General features: G+C 70.1%; 2 protein-coding genes. Both read right to left on the minus strand.

Annotated elements, in window-relative coordinates; all coding sequences use genetic code 11:
- Window positions 1–2: 2 nt before the first annotated feature.
- Window positions 3–794, minus strand: coding sequence for an FkbM family methyltransferase (locus C8258_RS03385; RefSeq protein ID WP_036505704.1), 792 nt, complete (start codon window positions 792–794; stop codon window positions 3–5).
- Window positions 788–25,180 (minus strand): non-ribosomal peptide synthase/polyketide synthase, encoded by a 24,393-nt coding sequence (locus C8258_RS03390; protein WP_146161148.1) that lies wholly within the window; start codon window positions 25,178–25,180, stop codon window positions 788–790. Before C8258_RS03390 ends, C8258_RS03385 begins: the two co-directional genes overlap by 7 nt.
- Between the last annotated feature and the right edge of the window lie 266 nt (window positions 25,181–25,446).

The following is a 25,446-nucleotide window of genomic DNA, read 5'->3' on the forward strand; positions in this document are numbered from 1 at the left end:
ATTCACCGATCGATGCGCGGCCGGACGGCGAAGACCTCGTGCATTTCGGTGCCGACCAGCCGCGGGTCCTGGCGGGTCTGCGCCGACATGCCCTGCCGCGTGAGCAGGTCGCAGACCTCGCGCAGACGGCCGTCGCGATCGTGGACCTCGGCGACGACGACGTGGATGCGCCGCCAGTCCGCGGCGGTGATGCCGAGCAGCACTTCCCATTCCGCGCGTTCGACGTCGACTTTGAGCAAGCCGACCTCGCATCCTCGGCAGTGCTGGTCCAGGATCGCCGACACGGTGGTGACTCCGACCTCGAGTTGCACGCCGTCGTGCAGACCCTGTGTGATGACCGCGATGGCGCTGTCCTCCAGCCCGTTGTTGCGCAGATAGGTGGCGGTCGCTTCGTCGTCGGCCGCACGATCGGCGAAGAAGCCGGAATTCGCCGTCGCGCGCGGGTACCAGGTGAAGGGCCGGGTCCCCGGCATGGCGCCGACCGCGGTCCGCAGCGATATCCCGCCGGGAACATGCGCCGCGATATTGCGGTCCAGGCATCGGAAGGTCATCGGCACCGGTTCGACCGCGATGACGCGGGTGCCGGGGCACGTGTCGGCGAACATCATCGCGCTGAGGCCGATATTGGCGCCGATGTCGAGAACGACCTGGCCGGGACTGAGGAATTCGGCCGCGCGGCGGTAGAACCCGTCGGCCGCGGTCGTCTCCCCCCACAGCATTCTGGCTTCGGCAGGACTGGTGCAGGTCACCGTTCTGCCGTCATCGAGTCGCACATGTTGCAGAGTGGTCAGCATTGTTCCATGAACCTTTCGAGGACGGGGCCGATGACGGCCAGCGCACGGGGATGGCTCAATTCGAGGTGGCGGGCGTCGACCACGACGTTGTGGAGGTCGCCGCCCACGTAGGGCCGCCAGGTGTCGGCGAGAGCGTCGTGTTCGGGGTGATCCTGTCCGGCGGTGAACAGGATCAGGTCACCGTCGAAGACTTCGGGCCGATGGCGGGTGGAGATATCGCCGGCGGTGCGGAAGCTCGCCATGACCCGATCCGTCTGTTCGGCGGTGAACAGTCCGGTCGCGATCACCTGCTCGCGGATGACCTCCCACGCTTGTTCGTGCGTGCTCACCACCAGCTCGTCACCCAGGTCGAACAGCTCGCGCCAGCCGCCGAGCAGATCGGTCATCAGTTGTCCGGGCGCGGGTTCCTCGGCCGCGGGTTGCGGGAGCGTGTCGGCCGCGCTGTCGAGCAGCGCCACGATGCCGACCCGGGCGCCGTCGCGGCGCAACCGCACTGCCATCGCGTGCGCGATCTGCCCGCCCAGCGACCACCCCAGCAGGTGATAGGGACCCGTGGGCTGCACTCGGCGGATCTCGGCCACATAGCGGTCGGCCAATTCGTCGACGGAGGTGGCGGCGGGTTCACCGGCGACGACGTGCGGATCCTGCAGGCCGTAGACCGGCCGATCCAGATGCAGATGTTCGATGAGCCCGCCGTAGAACCACGCCAGGCCGCCCGCCGGGTGGACGGCGAACACGGCCGGCTCGGATCCGTTCGCGCGCAACGGAAGCAGCACGCTCAGGCCCGATTCGCCGTCATACTCGTCGGCTCGGCGGGCCAGCGTCCGCGGTGTCGCATCCTCGAACATCCACGGCAATTCGATCGTCACACCGCGCGTATGCAGTTCGGTCACCGCCATGGTGGCCAGCAGCGAGTTGCCGCCCAGATCGAAGAATCCGTCGGTCGCCCCGACCCGCGCGGCGCCCAGGATGTGCTCGTACACCTCGCCGATCACCTTCTCGGTGCGGGTGCGCGGTGCGACGAACCGTTGTGCGGCGGCGTCGAAATCGGGTGCGGGCAAGGCTTTTCGGTCCAGTTTGCCGTTGACCGTCAGCGGTAGATCATCGAGCACCATCACCATCGAGGGCACCATGTAACCAGTCAGGACCTCGGCGGCGGCCGCCCGCACCTGCCCCGGATCGAGACGCTGTCCGTCGGCGGCGACCACATATCCGATCAGCTGGTCGACCTCGCGCTCGTGACGATGCACGGCCGCGGCGGCCCGCGCGACCGACGGATGCCGCAGCAACGCCGACTCGACCTCCCCCAGCTCGATCCGGTACCCACGCAGCTGGACCTGGGCGTCACCGCGCCCCGCATAGGCCAGTTCCAGGCCGCCGCCGGTCTCCCGCCAGCGGCCGAGGTCACCGGTGCGATACAACCGGCCGCCGTCCGGGTCGAACGGATTCGCCACGAAACGGCCGGCCGTCGCCGCGGGTGCCCGCAGGTATCCGCGCGCGAGTTGCGCTCCGGCGATGCAGATTTCACCGCGCACCCCGATCGGCACGGGCCGCAGCCGGTCGTCGAGCACATAGGCTCGCAGTCCCGGCAGCGGCACTCCGATCCGGTCCGCGCCCGGACCGTCGACCTCGGCGAAGGTCACATGCACCGTCGTTTCGGTGATCCCGTACATGTTGATCAACCGCGGGGAACCGGGCGCGTGGGCGGCGAACCATCCCGACAATCGCGTCGCGTCCAGGGCTTCGCCGCCGAGGACGACGTAGCTGAGCGCGAGATCACCATGAGCACAGCCGGTTTCGCGATATCTGCGTTCGGCGTCGGCGAAACCGTAGAAGGCCGACGGGGTTTGGCTCAGGATCGTGACGCTCTCGCGCGCCACCAGTTCGACGAGTGCGTCGGGCGAGCGGGCGGTGTCGTGGTCGACGACGACCAGTCTGCCGCCGGTCAGCAGCGCACCCCACATCTCCCACACCGCGAAATCGAATGCGTAGGAATGGGACATCGTCCACACGTCGCCGGGGTGGACGTCGAATCGTTCGGCGGCGTGGGTCAGCAGCGTGACGGCGTCGCGGTGGGTGACGGCCACACCCTTGGGAGTGCCGGTCGAGCCGGAGGTGTAGATGACGTAGGCCAGGTTGTCCGGCCGCGCGGCCACCGGCGCCCGCGCGCTACCGGCCTCGCATTCGGTCTCCGCATCGTCGATCGACACCATGGGCGTCGCACACCTCGGTACCTGCGCGGCCCAATCGGCCGAGGTCAGCACCACGACGGGACGTGCGTCGTCGATGACGAAACGCAGGCGACGCGGCGGATTCGCGGTGTCCAGCGGCAGATATCCCGCGCCCGCACGCACGACAGCGAGCAGACCGACGATCAGATCGACCGACCGCGGCAGCGCCACCGCCACCAGCGTTTCCGGGCGTGCGCCGTGCGCGGCGAGCCGGGCGGCGAGCCGGGTTGCGCGTCGATCCAGTTCCGCATAGGTGAGCTGTGCCGTACCGTCGCTCACCGCGATCGCGTCGGGATGTGCCGCGACGCGGGCGGACAGCAGCTCGGGCAGGGTCGGTTCCGGCACCGCGGCACCGTCGGTCCCCGCGGCGGCCGATATCCGGCGACGCTCGCTGGGCTCGACGATGTCGATATCCCCCACGGCGACAGCGGGATTCGTGGTCACCTGCTCGAGGATGCGGACGAGCGCCCGGGTGAATCGCCGCATCGTCTCTTCGACGTACAGGTCGGTGGCGAAGGTCAGGCGGCCGGCCATTCCGCCCGGCCGGCCGTCGGCGCCGGGTCTCGGGACGAGTTTGACGTTGAGATCCGCGCGTGCCTGATCGAAGACCTCTTCGAGAGGTTCGATGGTGAGGCCCGGCAACTCCAGCGTGGCGGCACCGAGATCCTGCACGTCCAGCGTCACCTGGTACAGCGGCATATGCGCGGTCGAGCGCCGCGGATTCAGCTCCTCCACGATCTCTTCGAAAGGCACGTCGGCGTGCGCGAAGGCCGCCAGATCCGTGTCCCGTACCGCGGCGAGCAATTCCTCGAACGCCTGCGGCGATGCCACTCGGGTCCGCAGCACCAACGTGTTGACGAACATGCCGATCAGATCGTCGAGTTCACGGTCGCCGCGGCCGGCCACCGGAGTGCCGATCGCGATATCGCCGACCGCGGCCAGCTTCGACAGCAGAACCGCCAGCCCGGCGTGCAACACCATGAACACCGTCGCGTCGGCCGCCCGGGCGAGGGCGTCGATACGGGCGTGCAGGTCGGCGGACAGCTCGAAATCGAGGGTGCTGCCATGCATGGACGCCACGGGCGGGCGGGGCCGGTCGGTCGGCAGTTCGAGAAGTTCGGGCAGTCCGGCGAGGGTGCCGGTCCAGAATCGCAGCTGCCGCGAGATCAGCGAGTCCGGGTCCGTTTCGTCGCCGAGCATCTCGCGCTGCCAGAGTGCGTAGTCGGCGTACTGCAGGGCCAGTGGCGGCCAATTCGGTGGTGTTCCTTGCCGGCTCGCTTCATAGGCGAGCGCGACGTCGCGAGCGAGCGGCATCATGGACTGTCCGTCGGCGCAGATGTGGTGGACGCCGATCACCAGCACGTGGTCCCGGTCGCCGAGGGCGAACAGTTCGGCGCGTACCGGCGCCTCCCGGGTGACGTCGAAGCCCGCCGACACCACCGCCGCCGCTCGCTCGAGGATCTGCCGTTCGTCGGCCGGGATCGGGATCAGCGCGGGCGCGACCTCGTCGGCGGCGATCACGACCTGGCAGGGGGCACCGTCGATCATCGGGAATCGGGTCCGCAGCGATTCGTGCCGGTCGACGACCAGCGCGCACGCCCGCCGCAGGGCGTCGACATCGAGGTCGCCCCGCAGCCGGATCACCAGCGGGATGTTGTACGCGCCGACCGAGGTGTCGAAGCGGTTGAGGAACCACATCCGTTGCTGTGCGGGCGAGAGCGGGATCCGGTCCGGCCGGGTCCGCGCGACCGGCCGCACGGCGACGGCCCGGTCGGCGTCGGCAAGGCGCGCGGCCAGTTCGGCGACCGTCGGGGCGTCGAACAGGTCCCGGATTCCGACGTGCACACCCAGGGCCGCACGCACGCGGGCCACCGCTCGGGTGGCCGACAGCGACGTGCCGCCGAGTTCGAAGAAGTTGTCGGTCGCACCGACGTCGGCGACGCCCAGGACGTCACCGAAGACGTCCGCGATGCGTTGTTCGGTGTCGGTGCCGGGGGCGATCCGGCGTCGCCGCACCGCGAAATCGGGTGTGGGCAGCGCCGATCGGTCCAGTTTGCCGGTCGCCGTCAGCGGGAGCTCGGCGATGCGCAGCACGACATCGGGCACCATGTGCGCGGGCAGACGGCGGCGGGCGGCGGCGGTGACCTCGTCCGGATCGATCTCGCCATCGCCTACCAGATAGGCGGCGAGCCGCGGGGTGCCGCGCTCGTCGGCGCGCACCGCGACCGCCACCCGCTCGACGCCGGGGTATTCGGCCAGCACTGCCTCGATCTCGCCGAGTTCGATGCGCTGTCCGCGGATCTTGACCTGGAAATCGCGGCGGCCGAGATATTCCACCGCGTACTCCGGTGTCCAGCGGGCCAGGTCGCCGGTGCGGTACAGGCGAGAACCGGCCGGGCCGAACGGATTCGCGACGAACGCGGTCGCGGTTGCCGCAGGCCGGTTCACGTAGCCGCGAGCCAGTTGCGGGCCCGCCAGGTACAACTCCCCCGCCACGCCGACCGGCACCGGACGCAGCCACGGGTCGAGTACGACGGCCTCCATACCGCGAATCGGGCAGCCGACGGTCACCACCTCGCCCGGCGCCAGCGCCGCACTGATGCCGGCGAAAATGGTGGCCTCGGTCGGTCCGTACCCGTTCAGCAGCCGCCGGCCCGGCGCCCACACCGCGACCAACTCCGGTGTCACCGCCTCCCCGCCCGCCACGAGCACGCGCACCGAATCCATTCCGTCCGGGGACAGGGTGGCCAGTACGCTCGGGGTGAGGAAGGCGTGCGTTACCTGGTGGGCCCGAACAACTTCCGTCAGATCTTCCCCGGCATAGGCGTCCGGCCCGGCGACGACCAGCACCGCACCGCCGGTGTGCGCCAGCAGTATCTCGAGGACCATGGCGTCGAACCCTGGGCCCGCCGCGTGCAGCACCCGCGAGCCGGTGTCGATGCCGAAGCGGTCGCGCACCACCGCGGCGAGGTTCGCCAGCCCCTCGTGGGTGACCACGACCCCCTTCGGCACTCCGGTCGATCCCGAGGTGTAGATCACGTAGGCCGCGTCCGCGGTGCGCGGTGTGCGCACGCGTTCCGCGTCGGTGATCGTGGCCGCGGATTTCGCGGCGATCGACGTCTCGGTCAGCGGGTCGTCGAGGATCAGCGGGAACACCGCATCGGGTAGAAGATCCCGCGCTTGCGAGACCGTGAGCGCCACTCGCACAGCGGAATCCGCGAGCATGTGGGCCACACGGTCGGCCGGATTGCGCGGGTCGACGGGCAGGAACGCCGCGCCCGTCTTGGCCGTCGCCCACAGTCCGACGACGAGTTCCGCCGACCGCGGCATCACCAGCGCGACCTGCTCACCGGGGCCGATCCCCTGCTCGATCAACGATCGCGCCAACCGGTTGGAGCGCGCGTCGAGTTCGGCGTAGGACATCGTCTGACGTCTCGAAATCACTGCGGGCGCAGCAGGATTCAACCACATGCCCGCGGCGAGCAACCGGTCCGCGCGTTGCGGCGCGGCCGCGGCGCCCCCGGTGGCGGGGACCACGGCGTCGCGATCGGCCCGGTTCAGCAGATCCAGCGACATCAGCGGCGCACCTGGGTTGTTCGTGATCGCTCGCAACACCATCGCCAACCGGTCGGCCAGCCCCGACGCCGTCGCGTCGGTAATCCGGTTCTGCCGGTAGCGCAACCGGATGTGCAGCCGGTCGGTGTGGTGGGCCTGGACGGTGATCGGATAGTGCGCGGCGTCGCGCCCGTCCGCCGCGACCACCCGCATGCCGTCGATATCGGCGGCGCCCAGTCCGCTGCTGTCGACCGGATAGGACTCGAACACCACCAGCGTGTCGAACAGGGTCACCGCGTCGACCGCCGACAGTATCCGCGGCAGTTCGAGGTAGTGGTGGTCGAGCAGGCGAGTGTTGCCGGCCTGCAGCCGGGTCAGGGCCTGCCCGAGGGTGTCCTCGCGGCGCACGTCGGCGACGACCGGAATCGTGTTGATGAACAGCCCGATCATCGACTCCACCCCGGCCAGGTCGGCGGGCCGGCCGGACACGGTACTGCCGAAGACGACCCGGTCGGAGCTGACCAGATTGCCCACGACCACCGCCCACGCGAACTGGACGATCGTCGCCATCGTCACCGCGTGGGACCGCGCGAAGTCCGCCAGTTCGGCGCTCACCTCACCGTCGATCTCCACCGGCAGATCGATCGGCATGGTCGCGGCCGCATCGGCATGCGGATCGGCGACCAGAGTCGGTTCGGTGACATCGCGCAGCGCGTCGCGCCACACCGCCTCGCTCGCGGCACGATCGCGGTGAGCCAGCCATTCCAGATAGTCGCGGTAGGACACCGCCTCTGGCAACAGCTCGGGTTGTGCGTCCACCGCGTACAGGCCGATCAGTTCCCGCCACAGCAACGGCAGCGACCATCCGTCGAGCAGGAGGTGATGGGCGGTCAGGATCAGCCGGAACTCGCCCGGTCCCACGGTGGCGAGCACGAATCGCAGCAGCGGCGGCTGCGCCGGGTCGAAGAACGACGCCCGCTCGGCATCGAGCAGAGCCGAGGTCTCGGAGGCGGCGCCGGAGAGCGTGACCTGCCGCCACGGCACTTCGACGGCCTCCGGAATCACCTGCACCGCAACACCTTCGGCGGTACGCGCGAACGCGGCCCGCAGATTCGGGTGCCGGTCGAGCAGGGCGTGCGCGGCACGCAGGAACCGAGCCTCGTCGACCTCGCCGGAGAGGGTGAGCACGGATTGGGCGAGATAGACGTCGAGGTGGCCCGCGGCGATCTCGGCGTGGAAGAGCAGGCCGGCCTGCAGCGGCGCCAACGGCCACACGTCGTCGAGGCGTCCGTAGCGGTGGGCGAACGCGTCGAGATCGGTGCGGGTCACGTCGACGAGGGGCACGTCGGCGCGGCTGAGCCCCCAGTCCCGGTCGGCGGCGGCCGCGACGGCGGTGAGCGCCTCGACCCATTCGCCGGTGAGGTCGGTGACCTCGTCGTGGTCGAGTAGCCGGGAGGCGTAGCCGACATATGCCGACAGTTGCGGTCCGGCGGCCGTGTCGAGCACGTTCACGTCGATGGTGAGCACCGCCGCCACCGGCATATCCGGCTCGAATGCCGCACGCTGGTCGAAGTTTTCGCCGGAGGGAACCCACGCCGGATCCGCCGGATCCATGCGATCGATGCCGGTGCGCCCGAGGTTGTTGTAGGCGATCTGCGGTTCCGGCAGATCGGCGAATCGCTGGGCGGTCGCGGAATTCAGGAAGCGCAGGAGACCGTAACCGATTCCCTTGTCGGGGATTTCACGCAACTGGTCCTTGACCGATTTCACGGCGGCAGGCACGTCGGCGGGGTCGGTCCCGTCGAGGTCGAGGACCACCGGATACCGGGTGGTGAACCAGCCGACCGTCCGCGACAGGTCCGCCCCTTCCACGATCCCTTCCTCGCGCCCGTGCCCCTCGACCATGACACTCGTTGTCGCACAGTCGATGCCGCGGCGGTCGCGCCAGCGTCGCACAGCAATGGCCAGCGCGGCCAGCAGCGCATCGTCGACGGTGCCGTGGACGGCCGCGGGCACCTCGCGAAGCAACGCCGAGGTCACGTCCACCGGCAGTGTGACCGTCAAGTGGCGCACCGTCGACTGGGTATCCAGCGCGGGATCGGCATGCGCCCGTCCGAGCGCCGGGTCCGGGATGGAACACATGTGCTGCCACAGTGGGAACTCCTCGGCGCGCGCCGCGGCGGCTTCGACCAACGCGTCGGCCCAGCGCCGCATCGAGGTGCCGGGGGCGGCCGGCTCGACGGTCCGTCCGGCGATGATCCGCTGCCACGCGGTGGCGAAGTCGGGCAACAGAATGCGCCACGACACCGCGTCCACGGCCAGGTGATGGATCACGACGAGCGCGCGCGCCTCCGCGTCCACCCCCGGCTCCGGCAGCAGGCAGACGACGTGCACCATCGCACCGGTCGCCGGGTCGAGCCGGTCGACCGCCCCGGCGTAGGCCGCCTCCACCACGGCGGTGAAGCCGGCCGAGCCGGGTCGTTCGCCGTCGCCGAAGGTGCGCACCGATACCGATCCGGCGGTCTCGGATGCGCTCGGCGGCAACACATCCCACAGACCGGCCCGGAGCCGGGAGCGCAGCACGTCGTGGCGTTCCACGACCGCCTGAACGGTCGCACCCACGTCCTCGACCCGCGCGTCACGCGGCAATCGCACGAGAACGGACTGCGCGAACCGCGCCGGCGCTCCGAGATGCTCGACGAACCAGGCCACGATCGGCGTGAGCGCGATCTCGCCCACTCCGCCGCCGGGCAGTTCCTCGAGCGCCGCCCGCGCCGGCGCCTGCGCGATCTGCGCCAGGCCGCGAACGGTCTTGCGCTCGAAGATGTCTCGCGCCGTCACACCGATCCCGACGGCCCGCAATCGCGAGGCCAGCTGGATCGACATGATGGAATCGCCACCCAGCGCGAAGAAGGACGTGGTCGCGCCGACGCCGCTCACACCCAGCACATCGGTGAAGGCGGCGGCCACGGTGCGTTCGAGGTCGTCGGCGATGGCCGCCGCGCCCTCGGTCGCGGTGTCGAAGTCCGGTTCCGGCAACGCTTTCCGATCCACCTTGCCGGTCGAGGTGAGGGGCAACCGGTCGAGGACGGTGATCGTCGCCGGCACCATGTGCGCGGGAAGAGTGGCCGCGAGCCGATCGAGGATCTCGCCCGGCGCGGCGGTCGCGGCGGAACCGAGGGTGACATACGCCGCGAGCACGGTCCGCCCGCCAGGGCCGGTGCGGGTCACGGTGACTGCGGTGGTGACGGCCGGATCAGCGAGCAAGGCGGCATCGATCTCGCCCAGCTCGACCCGCTGGCCCCGGATCTTGACCTGAAAATCGAGCCGGCCGACGTACTGCAGCGTGGCCTGCTCGGTCCAGCGCACGATATCGCCGGTGCGGTACATACGGCTCCCGGGCGATCCGTACGGATTCGCCACGAACGACGCCGCCGTGACGGCCGGGCGATTCAGATATCCGCGTGCCAGTGCGGACCCGGCGAGGTACAGCTCCCCCGGCACGCCGATCGGCACCGGACGCAGCCGCGCGTCCAGCACCACCGCCTCCGCGCCGCGGATCGGCCCGCCGATGGTGAGGACTTCCTGCGGATCCACCGGATCGCTGATCGTGATCACGATCGTCGTCTCGGTCGGGCCGTAGATGTGATGCAGCCGCCGCCCGGCCGCCCAGGCCGCGAGCAGATCGGGTGCCACCTTCTCGCCACCGACCGCGAGGACCCGCACCGACTCGACCTCGGCGGGCGACATCGTCGCCAGCACACTCGGCGTCAGGAACGCATGCGTCACCCGATGCGCCGCGATCAGCGCGGCCAGGTCCGCGCCGCCGACCACCTCCGGCGGCGCCACCACGAGCGCCGCGCCGGCGGCGTGCGCCATCAGCGCTTCGAGCAGGACGGCGTCGAAGGCCGGTGACGCGACCTGCACGATGCGCGAGGTGCGCTCGACTCGGTAGCGGTCGCGCTGCTCGTCCGCGAAGGCGGCGAGCCCCTCGTGGGTGACCATCACCCCCTTCGGCATCCCGGTCGAGCCGGACGTGTAGATCACATAGGCCACATCCCGAAGACGCGGTGCGCGTGGACGTTTCACCGCGATCTCGCCCGGAGCACGGGGTTCGTCGAGCATCAGCCAGCGCACATCGCCGGGCAGCGCGGCGCGCGCGGCGGTCGTCGTGATGCCGAGGCCGGCGCCGGAGTCGTGCAGCAGATAGGCGATCCGCTCCGGCGGATAGCGCAGGTCCAGCGGCACGAAGGTGGCGCCGGTCTTCACGATCGCCCACATGGCGATGTGATAGTCGGCCGAGCGCGGCACGGCCAGCGCCGCGCAGACCCCTGGTTTCGCGCCCGCCGAAAAGAGCTGGGCGGCAAGCTTTTCCGCGCGAGCGTCGAGCTCTCGGTAGGTGAGGGTGCGAGTACCGTCGATCAGCGCGATCGCCTCGGGAGCGGTGGCCACCGCCGTGGCGAGCAGCTCCGGAAGCAGCCGCGGTGCGGGTGCGGTGCTGCCCCGCGCCGGCACCAGCCGCTCGGCCTCGTCGGCGTCGAGCAGCGCGATGTCCCCCACCGGCCGGGCCGGATCGCGGACCACGGCGTCGAGTACGCGAACGAACCGGTCCGCCAGCGCGCGGGCGGTGGACTCGACGAAAAGATCGGTGGCGTAGATGATTTCGCCGTCCATTCCGGTGGCCCCGGCACGGCCGGGGTCGTCGGTCAGCAGGACGGTGAGGTCGGTTTTGGCTTGGGCGACACCGGGATCGACCAGTTCCACCTCGACGCCGGGCAGCCGGAATCGGTCCGCCGGGGCGTTCTGCAATCCGAACAACACCTGATACAGCGGCGTATAGGCCGTGGACCGAGGCCGGTCGAGCAGATCGACCAGCCGCTCGTAGGGCAGATCGGCGTGCGCGAGCGCCTCGAGGTCGATCCCGCGCACCTGCGCGACGAGCTCGGCGAACGACACGTCGTCGCGGACGGGTGTGCGCAGCACGACGGTGTTGACGAACATGCCGACCAGATCGTCCAGCGCCGCCGTCCCGCGCCCCGCCACGGGGGTGCCGATCGATATGTCGCCGATGTGCGCGGTGCGCGCCAGGACGAGCGCCAACGCGGAATGCAGCACGACGAAGACGGTGACGCCCTCGCGGCGGGCCAGCTCCACGATCGCCTGGTGCAGCGGCGCCGGTATGCCGAATCGCACACTGCCACCGGTCATCGACATGGTCGCGGGCCGTGGCCGATCGGCCGGCAGGTCCAGCAGCTCCGGCGCGTCGGCCAGAGCCGCCGTCCAGTAGGCGGCCTGGCGCGCCGTCACCGATTCCGGATCGTCCTCGGCGCCGAGTACGTCTCGCTGCCACAGCGTGTAGTCGGCGTACTGGACCGGCAGCGGTTTCCATTGCGGTGCTTCGCCTTTCACGCGCGCCGCGTAGGCGGTGAAGATGTCGCGGGCCAGCGGCGCCATCGACGAGCCGTCGGCGGCGATGTGGTGGACGACCAACACCAGCATGTGCTGCGCGGGCCCGGTGCGATACACCCGCGCGCGCACCGGGACCTCGGCCGAGACATCGAAGCCTGCCGCGACGGTCTGCCGAATTCGCTCCGGCAGCGTGTCCTCGTCGACCTGCTCCGCGTCCGGTGCCGGCTGCGCGGTCACCGCGGTCACATCCCGCACCACCTGACAGGGCTCACCGGCCACCGTGGGATAGACGGTGCGCAGGGGTTCGTGCCGGTCCACGACGTCCTCGAACGCCGCGCGCAGAGCGCGCAGATCCAGTGCACCGGTCAACCGTGCCGCGAAGCCGATGTTGTAGGCCGCCGAGTCGGGATCGAACTGGTTGATGAACCACAGCCGTCGCTGTGCCGCCGCCAGCGGAACCGTGGCCGGGCGCGGCCGCGGCGTGAGCGGGATCAGCGACGAGGGCGCGCGCTGGGTGAGACGAGCCGCCAGTCCGGCGATCGTCGGTTCCTCGAAGATGTCCCGGATCCCCACCCGCACCCTGAGCGCCGCCTCGGCGCGCGCGGCCAGCCGGGCGGCCGAGAGCGAGTCGACACCGAGTTCGAACAGGTTCGCCGCGACGCTCACCCGCTCCCCGCCGGTGATCGCGGCGACGATATCGGATAGTGCCGCTTCGTGATCGGTACGCGCCGCCACGAATTCCGCCGTGTCGTCGAACCCCGGTTGCGGAAGCGCGGCACGGTCGAGTTTGCCGTTCGCGGTGAGCGGCATCCGGTCGAGCACCTCGACGCGCCCCGGAACCAGATACGACGGCAGCAGCCGCGCGAGGCGGTCCCGGATCGCCCGCCCGTCGATGACCGCGCCGGGCCTGAGCGTCACATACGCCACGATGCGCTCCGCGGTCGCGACCGCGGCCGCGTGCGCGACCTCCGGCACCGCGCACGCCGCCGCCTCGATATCCCCCGGCTCGACGCGCTGGCCGTGAACCTTCACCTGGAAATCGCTGCGGCCCAGGAAGTCCAGTTCGCCGGATCTGGTCCAGCGCACCAGATCGCCGGTGCGGTACAGCCGCTCGCCCGGTGCCCCGAACGGATGCGCGACGAAGGCCGCGCAGGTCACGTCGGCACGGCCGTGATAGCCGCGCGCCACTTGCACACCGGAGACGTACAGGTCGCCGACGACGCCGACCGGCACCGCGCGCAGCCTTCGGTCCAATACGTACACCCGCATCCCGGAGACCGGCGCGCCGATCGGGACCGTCGCGGGCACCGTCGCACCGGGCAGGCAGCGCGCGGAGGTCACCACCTCCGCTTCGGTCGGGCCGTACCAGTTCACCACCTCCGCCGCGGTGAACACCCGCGCCGCGGCGTCGACGGTGGACCGCGCCAGCGCCTCGCCGGCGACGAACACCCTTCGTACCGAGGGCAATTCGGTATCACCGACGGTTTCGAGGAGAACGTCGAGCATCGACGGGACGAAATGCACGGTGGTGATCTCCCGGTTCGCGATGCAGTTCGCGAGATAGGCCGGGTCGCGATGCCCGTCGGGTTCGGCGATCACGATCCGCGCGCCGGTCTGCAATGGCCAGAACAGCTCCCACACCGCGATATCGAAGGTGACGGGGGTTTTGTACAGGACCGTATCGCCGGCGCCGTGCGGCCATTGCCGCTGCGCCCAGGCCAGCTGGCTCGCGGTGGCGGCGTGGGTCAGCGCCACCCCCTTGGGCACGCCGGTGGAGCCGGAGGTGAACAGGACGTAGGCCACGTTGTCCGGCCGCAGCGGCGCGAGCCGGTGCGCATCGGTGATCGCGTCGCCGGACAGTGTGGACAGGTCCAGCCGGTCGAGATCCACGCGCGCACACTCCGGCGGGAGGCCGTCGCCGTCGGCCGAGGTCGTGAGAACCAGGAGCGGGTGTGCCGCGTCCAGCACGTCGGCGATGCGCCGGCTCGGCTGCTGCGGATCGATCGGGACGAAGGCCGCACCCGACTCCAGCACCGCGTACAACGCCGTCACGAGGTCGACGGAGCGCCGAACGGCCACGGCCACAGTCGTTTCCGTGCGCGCACCGCGCGCGATCAGCCATCGGGCCAGCCGGTGGACACGGTCGGCGAAGTCCCGGTAGGTCAGCGCGTCGCCGTCGGCGGGCAGGAGCGCCGGAGCGTGCGGGGTGCGGCGCACCTGTTCGCGGAAGCCGTCCATCAGGGTCCGCCCCACCGACATCGGGTCGCCGGTGTCGTTCCAGCGTTTGAGCACCAGCTGCCGTTCGGCGGCATCGAGCAGGTCGAGCTCACCGAGCGGTGCGTCGGCGTCGGTCGTGAGCCCGTCGAGCAGGCGGACGAACCGGTCCGCGAACCGCTGTGCCGACTCCGCGTCGAACAGGTCGGTCGCGTAGGTCAGCCGCAGCGTCATACCGGCCGGCTCACCGTCGGGACCGTGCTCCTCCGTCACCATGAAGAGCAGGTCGTAGATCGCGGAACTGTCACCGGGATCGATGGTTTCGACGGTGAGATCGGGAAGTTCCACACGCGCCCGCACCATGTTCTGATAGGCGAGCATCACCTGGAACAGCGGCGAATGCGCGGTCGATCGGGCGGGACGCAACGCGTCGACCAGTTGCTCGAACGGCACGGTCGCGTGGTCGAAGGCCTCGATATCGTTGCGGCGCACCGCGTCCAGCAATCCGGTGAACGTCTGATCGAGCGTGACGCGCGTGCGCAGCACCAAGGTGTTGACGAACATGCCGACCAGGTCGTCGAGCACCCGGTGGCCGCGGCCGGCATGCGGTACGCCGACGGTGACGTCGTCGCTGCCGGACAGCCCCGACAGCAGCACCGCGAGCGCCGTGTGCACCACCATGAAGGTCGTGGCTCGCGCGCGCTGGGCCAGTGATTCGATCCGGCTCTGCAGGTCCGCCGGAATGTCGGCGTGGATCAGCGCGCCGCGATGGCTCTGATCGGCCGGGCGCGGCCGGTCGGCGGGCAGTTCGAGCAGCTCGGGTATGCCGGCCAGTCGCGTTCGCCAGTAGGAGATATCGCGGGCCACGGGCGATTCCGGATCGTCGGGCGAGCCGAGCACCGCGCGTTGCCACAGAGCGTAATCGGCGAACTGCACCGGCAGCGGCGGACGATCCGACGGATGCGCGCCGGCCCGCGCCCGATACGCCGCCACGAGATCGGCGGCCAGCGGTGCCACCGAATAGCCGTCGCAACTGATGTGGTGCACCGCGATCGCGACCACCCGGACGGTGTCCGACAGCTGATACAGCGCGACCCGCACCGGCACCGCCTCGGACACGTCGAATCCGGTGGTCGACAGCGCGGCCAACCGCCCGGCCAGCTCATGCTCCTCGATTCGCTGCGGTGTCAGGTCCCAGTCCGCGACGACGGCGGCCCCATCCAGGACCACCTGCGTGGGCACGCCGTCGACCGCCGGGTACACGGTGCGCAGACTCTCGTGCCGTTCGACCACGTCGCCGACGGCTGCCGCGAGCGCGTCCGCATCGAGGCGGCCTTCGAGCCGAACCGCCAGCGGCACAATGTATCCCGGTGCGTGAGGGTCGTACTGGTTGAGGAACCACATCCGGGTCTGCGCCGTCGACAACGGGAGGCGATCCGGTCGCGGTCCGGGCGCCGGGGCGGGCAGCGCGGGCACACCCCGCAGCCGGGTGATGCGCTCGGCGAGTTCGGCGACCGTGGGTGCTTCGAAGATCATCCGCACCGGCACGGACGCATCGAGTGTGGCGCCGATCCGGCTCAGCGCGCGCGTGGCGACGAGCGAATTGCCGCCCAGGTCGAAGAAGTCGTCGTCCGCGCCCACAACGGGCACGCCGAGCAGTTCGGCGAAGACCTCGGCGACGGTCTGTTCCACGATCCCCTGGGGCGCACGGTATTCCGTCTTCCCGATCGAGTCCGGAACCGGCAGGGCCCGGTAGTCGATCTTCCCGTTCGCCGTGAGCGGCACCCCGTCGATCCGGATGACGGCGGACGGCACCATATAGGCCGGCAGGCGTTCCAGCAGCAGGCGCCGAATCTGCTTGGTGTCCGCGGTTTCCGGTGCGACCACGTAGGCGATCAGGCGTTGCTCGCCCCGGCCCGCGTAGACGCGTGCCACCGCCGCACTCACCTCGTCCTGCGCCAGCAGTGCCGCCTCGATATCGCCCGGTTCGATGCGCAGTCCGCGGATCTTGACCTGGTCGTCGGCGCGCCCGACATAGCTCAGGACGCCGCCCTTCGCCCAGCGAACCAGATCACCGGTCCGGTACATACGCGACCCGGGTGCGCTGCCGAAAGGATCGGCGACGAAGGTCGCGGCGGTCAGATCCCGGCGCCGGTGGTAGCCGCGAGCGAGCTGGACACCGCTCAGATACAACTCCCCCGTCACCCCCGCCGGCACCGGGTGCAGGCGCGAATCCAGCACGTGGACCACGACATTCGGCTCCGGCGTACCGATCGGCACGGTGCCGCCGTCGATACCGTCGACGTGGTAGGCGGTGACGCTGACCGCGGCCTCGGTCGGCCCGTACAGGTTGTCGAGCCGCGCATCGCTGAGTTCGCGGAAGCGGCGCACGGTGTCGGCCGGCAGCGTTTCGCCGATGCACAGCACGCGCCGCAGATCGGGGAAGCGGTGACCGGCCGCCGTATCCTCGAACGCCGAGAGCAGCGACGGCACGAAATCGGCCGTGGTGACGTGATGATCGGCGATCAGCCGCGCGACCGCCTCCGGGTCGCCGCCCGCACCCGGGCCGGCGATCACCAGTTCGGCGCCACAGGTCAAGGCGCAGAACAGTTCCCACACCGACAGGTCGAAGGTGACCGGGGTCCGCAACAGCATGACGTCGTCACCGAGCCGGTAGTGCTCGCGCAGCCAGTGCAGCTGATTGACCACCGCGGCATGCGATACCGCCACGCCCTTGGGCACCCCGGTCGAGCCGGAGGTGTAGATGACGTATGCCAGATTCTCCGGTCGCAGCGGCCGGAGCCGGTCGCGGTCGGTCACCGGCGCGGCGTCGTGCGATCGGCCGCCGAGTTCGGCGAAGTCCCAGACCGGGATGTCGCCGGGGAGGTTCGCCTCGTCGGAACGGCGGGTGAGTACGGCCCGGGGCCGTGCCGCGCCGAACACGGCGCGCACCCGATCGAGTGGATGTTCCGGATTCACCGGCAGATACGCCCCACCGGCCGCATGGATCGCGTAGAGGGCGGTCAGCAGGTCGACCGAGCGGTGCATCGCCACGGCCACCACGGTTTCCGGGCCGACGCCACGGTCGATCAATGTCCGCGCGAGTGCGTTCACCCGGGCGGCGAACTCGCCGTAGTCGAGTCGCGTGCCGTCCTCGGCGTCGAGGACGGCGCTCGCCCGCGGTGTCGCCGCGGCCTGGGCGGCGAACAGTTCGGCGATGGTCGCCGAGGACGGCGCCATGGTCCCGCCGGTTTCGCGCACGGCCAGCTCGCGCCTCTCCTGCTCGGTCAGCAGGTCGATATCGCCGATCGCGCGATCGGGCCGGTCGGCGACCGCGCGCAGCAGCAGCACGAACCGGTCGATCATCGAGCGGATCGTGGACTCGTCGAACAGGTCTGTCGCATAACCGAATTCGAGGGCCATCCCGTCCGGTTCACCGTCGCGGCGCGCGGTGTCGACGAGATTGAGGTGCAGATCGTATTTGGCCACGCTCGGGTCGGCGGTCCGGGCATCGACGGTCAATCCTTCGAACCGCACCGCCGGAATGTCGATGTTGTGGAACGCGAAACCCACCTGGGTCAGCGGCGCATGCGCCGTGGAGCGAGGCGGATTCAGCACCTCGACGAGACGTTCGAACGGGATGTCGGCATGGTCGAAGGCGGCGAGATCGGTCGCGCGGACCTGCTCCAGAATCCGGCGGAAGGAGGCGCCGGGGTCGATGCGGGTGCGCAACACCAGGGTGTTGACGAACATGCCGATCAGGCGTTCGAGTCCGGGTTCTCCGCGTCCTGCGACCGGCGTGCCGACCGCGATGTCCGCGCTGCCCGACAGACGTGCCAGCAGGGCGGCGTACGCCGCGTGCAGCACCATGAAAACCGTGGCATCGCAGGAGCGGCCCAGCGCGGTGAGCGCACGCCCGAGGTCGGCGGGCAGGGTGTGCGACACCGTCGCACCGCGGAAGCTCTGCCGCGCCGGGCGCGGGCGATCGGTGGGCAGATCCAGCACTTCGGGCAGATCGGCCAGCGCCGTGCGCCAGTAGTCGACCTGCACGGCGGCCGGAGCGCTCGGATCGTCTTCGGAGCCGAGCCGTTTGCCTTGCCACAGTGCGTAATCCGCGTATTGCACGGGCAGCGGTTCCCATCGCGGCGCGTGCTGCCGGCGGCGTGCCTCGTAGGCGGTCATCAGGTCGGCGGCCAGTGGCGCGAGCGAGGATCCGTCGAAGCCGATGTGATGGACGACGAGGACCAGCGTGTGTTCCTCGGGCGCGGTGCGCAGCAGGACGACCCGGAACGCAACGTCGCGAGTGACATCGAATCCGGCAGCGGCCGTCGCGGCGATTCGCGCCTCGAGTTCGGCCGCGGGAATCGTCACCGGCTCCAGCGGCGGCAGCGCCTCGCGCACCGGCACGATCACCTGATGCGGCCCGGTCTCGCTGTCCGGATGCACGGTCCGCAACGCCTCGTGCCGGTCCACCACATCGGCGACGGTCGCACGCAGGGCCGCCACATCGAGCGGGCCGGACATGCCCACCACCAGGGCGATGTTGTACAGCGCGGAGTCGGTGTCGAACTGGTTGAGAAACCACATCCGGGCCTGGGCCGGCGAGAGCGGGATGCGCGCCGGTCGCGGTTGCGGCACCAGCGGTTCCCGCCCGGATGTGTCGAGGGTGCGCAGCGCCGCGGCGAGCGCCGCGACCGTCGGGGCGTCGAAGACGGTGCGCAGCGACACCTCGACACCGAATGCGGCACTCAGCCGCGCGACCAGCCGCGTCGCCGACAGCGAATTGCCACCGAGGGCGAAGAAGTCGTCGGCGGCGCCTACCCGGTCGATGCCCAGCACGGCGCCGCACACATCGGCGACGAGCTGTTCGGCCGCATCGCGCGGCGCGACGAAAGCGGTTCGCGCACTGGCGAATACCGGCTCGGGCAAGGCGGCGCGGTCGACCTTGCCCACCGAGGTCAGCGGCAGGGCGTCGAGTACCGTCACCGACTCCGGAACCATATGCGCGGGCAGGTGGCGCGCGGCATAGGACGTCACGGCGGCCACGTCGACGACGTCGTCGCCGGGCGCGAGATAGGCGGCGAGCCGCATTCCACCGTCGGTCGCGACGCTCACCGCGACCGCGGCGGCGACGTCCGGATGACCGGCCAGGACCGCCTCGATCTCACCGAGTTCGATGCGTTGCCCGCGGATCTTCACCTGGAAGTCGGTGCGCCCGGCGTATTCGAGGGTGCGTTCGGGGGTCCAGCGGGCCAGATCGCCGGTGCGATACATCCGCTCCCCGGCCGCGCCGAACGGCTCGGCCACGAACGCCGCCGCCGTCTCCGCGGGCCGATCGAGATATCCGCGGGCGAGATGGATGCCGGAGATGTACAGCTGTCCGGTCACTCCGACGGGCACCGGCCGCAGCCGCTCGTCCAGAACCAGCGCCCGCACACCGCGAATCGGACCGCCGATCGTCACCCGATCATCGGGTCGCAGCGGATCGCTGATCGCCACCATGATCGTGGTCTCGGTCGGTCCGTAGCCGTTGTGCAACCGGCGTCCGGGTCCCCACACCGCGACGGTGTCGGCCGAGACCGCCTCCCCACCGGCCACCAGCACGCGCAACGACCCGAGTTCGGCGGGCGACATCGTCGCCAGCACGCTGGGCGTGAGGAACGCATGCGAGATCCGTTGCCTGCGAATCACTTCCGCCAGCGGCTCACCGGCGAAGACATCCGGTGGCGAGACCACCAGCGTCGCGCCGTGCGGATGTGCCATCAGCAGTTCCAGCATCAGCGCGTCGAAGCCCGGAGCCGCCACCTGCAGCACGCGCGCGGAATCGCCGATCCGATACCGATCCCGTTGTTCGGCAGCGAAATTCGCCACACCCGCGTGCGTCACGGCGACGCCCTTCGGCTCGCCGGTCGAACCCGACGTGTAGACCACGTACGCGGTATTCGACACCCGGCACGGGCGAATCCGGTCGCGGTCGGTCACCGCGGACGCGGAGCGGCAGGTGATGCGGGCCTCGGTGTGCGGTTCGTCGAGGACCAGCCGCTCGGTGGTCTGCGGCACCAGGTCCCGCGTCGCGATCACGGCGACAGCGACCCGGACGTTCGCGAGCATGACCGCCACGCGCTCGGCCGGATTGCGCGGATCCACGGGGACGAAGGCGGCACCCGTCTTCGCCACGGCCCACACTCCCACCACGAGTTCCACCGACCGCGACAGCACCAGCGCGACCCGGTCGTCGGCTCCGATCCCGTACTCGATCAGCACCCGGGCCAGCTGATTCGACCGAGCGTCCAACTCCCCGTACGTCAGTGTGTGCCCGCCCGACACGATCGCCACGGCCTCCGGATCCCGGACCGTGAGCAGCTCGGCCAGCACGAGCGGCGCCTCGGCGCCGCCACCGGATGCGGGCACCAGCGCGGCGCGCTCACCGGCCGACAGCACATCGACCGCGCCGACCCGCTGCCCCGGATCACGCACGACCGATTCGAGAATCCGATGCAGGCGCGCGGCGAACTTCTCGACCGTGCCGCGGTCGAACACATCGGTCGCGTAGTTGATCCGCATCGGGGGATCGCCTGCCGCCCGGGCATTCTCGGCGACGGTGACGATCAGGTCGACCTTCGCCGGCTGCGGTCCCGGATCCAGGACCTCGGCGGTGACCCCGGCCAGCTCGAGGGTCGGGCGGTCCATATTGTCGAACGCCAGATACACCCGGCACAGCGGGTCCTGCGCCGCCGCCGACATCGGCTCGATCGCCTCCGCGACCTGTTCGTAGGGCAGGTCGCTGTGAGCGAGTGCGCCGAGATCGATGTCCTCGACCCGCGCCAGGAAGTCCGTGAACGTGTCGTCGTCATCTACTCGCGTCCGCAGCGGCACGGTGTTGACGAACATGCCGATCAACGGTTCGAGCGCGCGTTCGCCGCGGCCCGCGACCGGCGTGCCGACGGCAATGTCGGCCGAGCCCGACAGCCGGGCCAGCAGCACCGCCAGCGCGGCGTGCACGACCATGAAGGTGGTGACCTTCGCCGTGCGGGCCAGCTGCTCGATCCCGGCGTAGGTTTCGGCGGTGATCGCGGTGTCGACGACATCGGCGAGCAGGGACCGGCGATCCGGCCGCCGGCGGTCGGCCGGGAGTTCCAGCGGCCGCGCCATATCCGCCAATTGCGCTGTCCAGTAGTGCAATTGGCGAGCGGCGAGCGACTCGGGATCGGTGTCGTCGCCCAGTAACATGTGCTGCCGGATGCTGTAGTCGGCGTATTGCACCGGCAGTGGCTGCCAGCCGGGGGCGTGCCCCTGCGCCCGCGCGCGGTAGGCGGTGGCGAAATCGGCCGCGAGTGGCGGCAGCGACGACCCGTCGCAGCAGATGTGGTGCAGGACGACCACCAGGACGTGTCCGTGATCGGCGGTGGCGAGCAGTGTGGCTCGGATCGGCGGCCGGTGGCGCACATCGGTTCCGGTCGACACCAGCTCGCCGATCCGGTGGTCGAGTTCGTCGGCGCAGACGCGTCGCGGCGTCACATCCAGTTCGGCGACGACATCCTCGGACGGCAGAATCACTTGCGTGCCTCGGCCGTTCACCGCCGGATACATCGTGCGCAGGGATTCGTGCCGCTCGATCACGTCGGCCAGGGCCGCGCGCAGGGCGGCGGTGTCGAGCCGTCCGGACAGCCGCAGTACCAGCGGGATGTTGTAGGCGCCCGATTCGGGTTCGATCTGATTGATCAGCCAGATCCGGGTCTGCGCGGGTGCGAGCGGAATGGGGTCGACTCGCGGCTGGGGCCGCAGCGCGGGGCGAGCGGACCGGCGGGCGCCGTCGATATGGGCGGCGAGCTGGGCCGCGGTCGGCTTCTCGAACAGCTCGCGCACCGATACCTCGCATCGGGTCGATTCGGCGATCCGCACCGCGGCCCCCGTGGCCGTCAGCGAGTTGCCGCCCAGCTCGAAGAAGTCGGCCAGCACGCCGACCCGGTCGACGCCCAGGACCTCGGCGAAGACACCGGTGATGGTCTCCTCCACGGCCGTGCGCGGCGCCACGTACGCCGCCGCCGAATCCGGGGCCGGCTCGGGCAGGGCCCGATGGTCCACCTTGCCGTTGACGGTCAGTGGCAGCGCGTCGAGAACCACGACATGGGCCGGGACCATGTAGTCCGGCAGGATCGAACGCACATGCGTGCGCAGCTCCTCGGCCACACAGACCGCTCCGGTGGCCGGCACCACGTAGGCCAGCAGCCGGGCCGCCTCGGTGCCGGGCAGATGCACCACGACGACCGCCGCCGACACCGAACCGTGGCTCAAAAACGCGGCGCGGATCTCGTCGAGTTCGATCCGGAACCCGCGCAGCTGCACCTGCCGATCGGCGCGGCCTCGATACTCCAATTCGCCCTCGAGATTCCGGCGCGCGATGTCACCGCTGCGGTACAGCCGCGCACCCGGTGCACCGAACGGGTCGGCGACGAAGCGTCCGGCGGTCAGCCCGGGCCGGCCGACATAGCCCCGGGCGAGTTGCGATCCGGCAACGTAGATTTCGCCCCAGGCTCCCAGCGGCACCGGTCGCAGGCGCTCGTCCAGGACATACACGCGCAGGCCCGGCAGCGGCGGTCCGATGGTGCTGGGTGCGCCCGGCACGGCCCCGTCGCGCGCCAACGGGGTGTATGTGACGAAGACCGTGGTTTCGGTGATGCCGTAACTGTTGGCCAGCACCGGCAGATCCGGATTCCGGGCGTACCAGCCGGACAGACTCGCCGGATCCAGCGCCTCACCGGAGAGGACGACGAGGCGCAGGGCGAGCTCACCGTCCGGTTGCCCGGCGTCCACATAGCGCTGTCGCGCGGCCGCGAACTGATGGAACGCCGACGGTGTCTGACTGAGAACGCTCACCTTCTCCCGCGCGGCGAGGCGGACCATCTCGTCCGGTGAGCGCGTGACAGGACCGTCCACCACCACGAGCCGGCCGCCGGTGACCAGCGCACCGAAGATCTCCCACACCGAATAGTCGAAGGCGAACGAATGGAACAGCGTCCACACGTCCCCGGCGCGTACCCCGATCTCGCCAGTGGCGTTCGTCAAGTAGGCGGCGACCGCGCCGTGGGTGATCGCCACACCCTTCGGCTGCCCCGTCGATCCGGAGGTGTAGATGACATAGGCGACGTTGCCGGGACGCAGGGGACGCACCCGGTCGGCATCGGTGATCGGTTCGCCGCTCTCGGTGGCGTCGTCGTCGAACAGCACGACGCGGCCCGCCTCCGGCAGCCGATCGGACATGCTCCGGTTCGTCACCAGGGCGATCGGTTCGGCGTCGTTCACCACGTAGTCGAGGCGCTCGAGCGGGTGTGCGCGGTCCAGCGGCAGATATCCGGCGCCCGTCTTCACGACGGCCAGTGCGGCCACGATCAGATCGACATCACGCGGCAGCGCGATCGCCACCAGCGTATCCGGCCCGGCCCCGAGGGCGATGAGCCTGCGCGCGAACCGGTTGGAGCGCTCGTCGAGTTGGCGGTAGGTCAGCGCGGTCGTCCCGTCGTCGACGGCGACGTCGGACGCCGAGAACGCCGCCTGCCGCGTGACGAGGTCGGCCAGTGTCGCCGCTGTAGCCGTCCCCTGGCGGCCCGCGAGTTCGCCGAGTATCTTGCGCTGTTCGGCGGGATCGACCAGCGGGATGTCGACCAGCCGGGCATCGGCGGGCGAGTTCGCCATGCGGTCGAGGAAGTCGACGAAGCGGCCGGCATGGGCGTCGAGTTCGTCCTGGCCGTACAGGTTGGCGTTGCCGTGCAGTTCGACCGCCAGCGGTGCGTCGGCGCCGGCGCGGTACATATTGAGTTGCAGATCGTCGAGCGCTCCGGAGGTCAGTGCGCGGTAATGGCCGGTCGCCTCGCCGAGGCGGATCTCGGAATCGAAGAACAGGATGTTGACGATCGGGCCGAAGGAGGTCGCCGCCGCGTCGACGGCCTCGGACTCGCGGCGCAGGTCCTCGAACCGGTAGAGCTGATGACGCATGGCCAGCACGAGTTCGGACACCGATGCGCGGACCAGGTCCTCCACCGTGGTCGCCGGGTCCACGGTGAATCGGATCGGCACCATATTGGCCAGCATCGCGGCGGCATTGCGCAATCGCCGCGTCACCCGCCCCGACACCGGCAGCGACAGGACGACCTCGTCGGTACCGGTCATGCGCGCGAGGAAGGCGGCGAACGCGGCGACAACCACCTGCGCTGTCGAGGCGTGCAGGTCGTCGGCGAAACGGTCGAGCCGCGCGGTCAGCGGCGCCGGCAACGTGCGCCCGGCGAAGCGGTCGTCCTCGCTCCATTTGGCGGAGCGCCCCGCCAAACTCGCGGCCGGCGGCAGGTCGGCCGCCTTGTCCAGCCAGTACGCCCGGTCGGTGTCGAACCGCCGGCTCGTCCGATAGTCGTGCTCGGCGGCGATGATGTCGTTCAGCCCGAGCGCCGCCGGCGGCGTCGGTGCTCGGCCCTCGATCAGTGCGTTGTAGTGCTCGGCCACGCGGTTGATGAGGTTGAACGCGCCGTAGCCGTCGATGACGAGATGGTGAGCACGCGCGTACCACAGGTACCGGTCCTCGCCGATCCGGATGAGTTTCGTGGTGGTGAGCCGGTCCCGGGCCAGATCGACCGCCTTGCTGCCGTAGTCGCGGCGCATCCAGTCCATCGCCGCCGCGTGCGGATCCGCGGCCTCGGTCAGATCCAGCAGCGGCTCGTCGTAGACGATGCCGCGATCCACGTACTGATACGGACGACCGCCGACCTCGACCACGCGGACGATGAGTGACTCGCTCTCGTGGCCGGCGTCGTTCACCGCCTTTGCGAAGGCGGCGTAGTCGATATACCCCTCGATCTCGACGTAGTGGGCGATATTGACGTTCGGTCCCCCGGGTAGGTTGTCCGCCAGCCACATTCCGTATTGCGCCCTGGAAAGCGGAATCAGATCAGGATTTCGGTCGGCAGGCATGGCTGAATCCGGACTCATCGTCTAACCCCTCCTCGAATTCCGAGACACGGAGCAGCGCACACCCCCACCTGTTTCCATGCGCGGAATTCCCCGTTGCGGTACCCTTGCTTGCGAATGCAATTGCATTTGCGATTCCCCGAGTTGCCGGAATCCCGAATTGCCGGATTTCCGAATCGACCCGAGCACCCGTAACTTATTTCGATCACGCGCGGTTCGACGCACACGAGGTCGCCCCAATCGGAGCCGGGAACGAGCCACTGCCCGATTGAGGGTGTTATCCAGAT

The sequence above is a fragment of the Nocardia sp. MDA0666 genome, from assembly GCF_003023875.1.
Classification (GTDB): Bacteria; Actinomycetota; Actinomycetes; order Mycobacteriales; family Mycobacteriaceae; genus Nocardia; species Nocardia aobensis.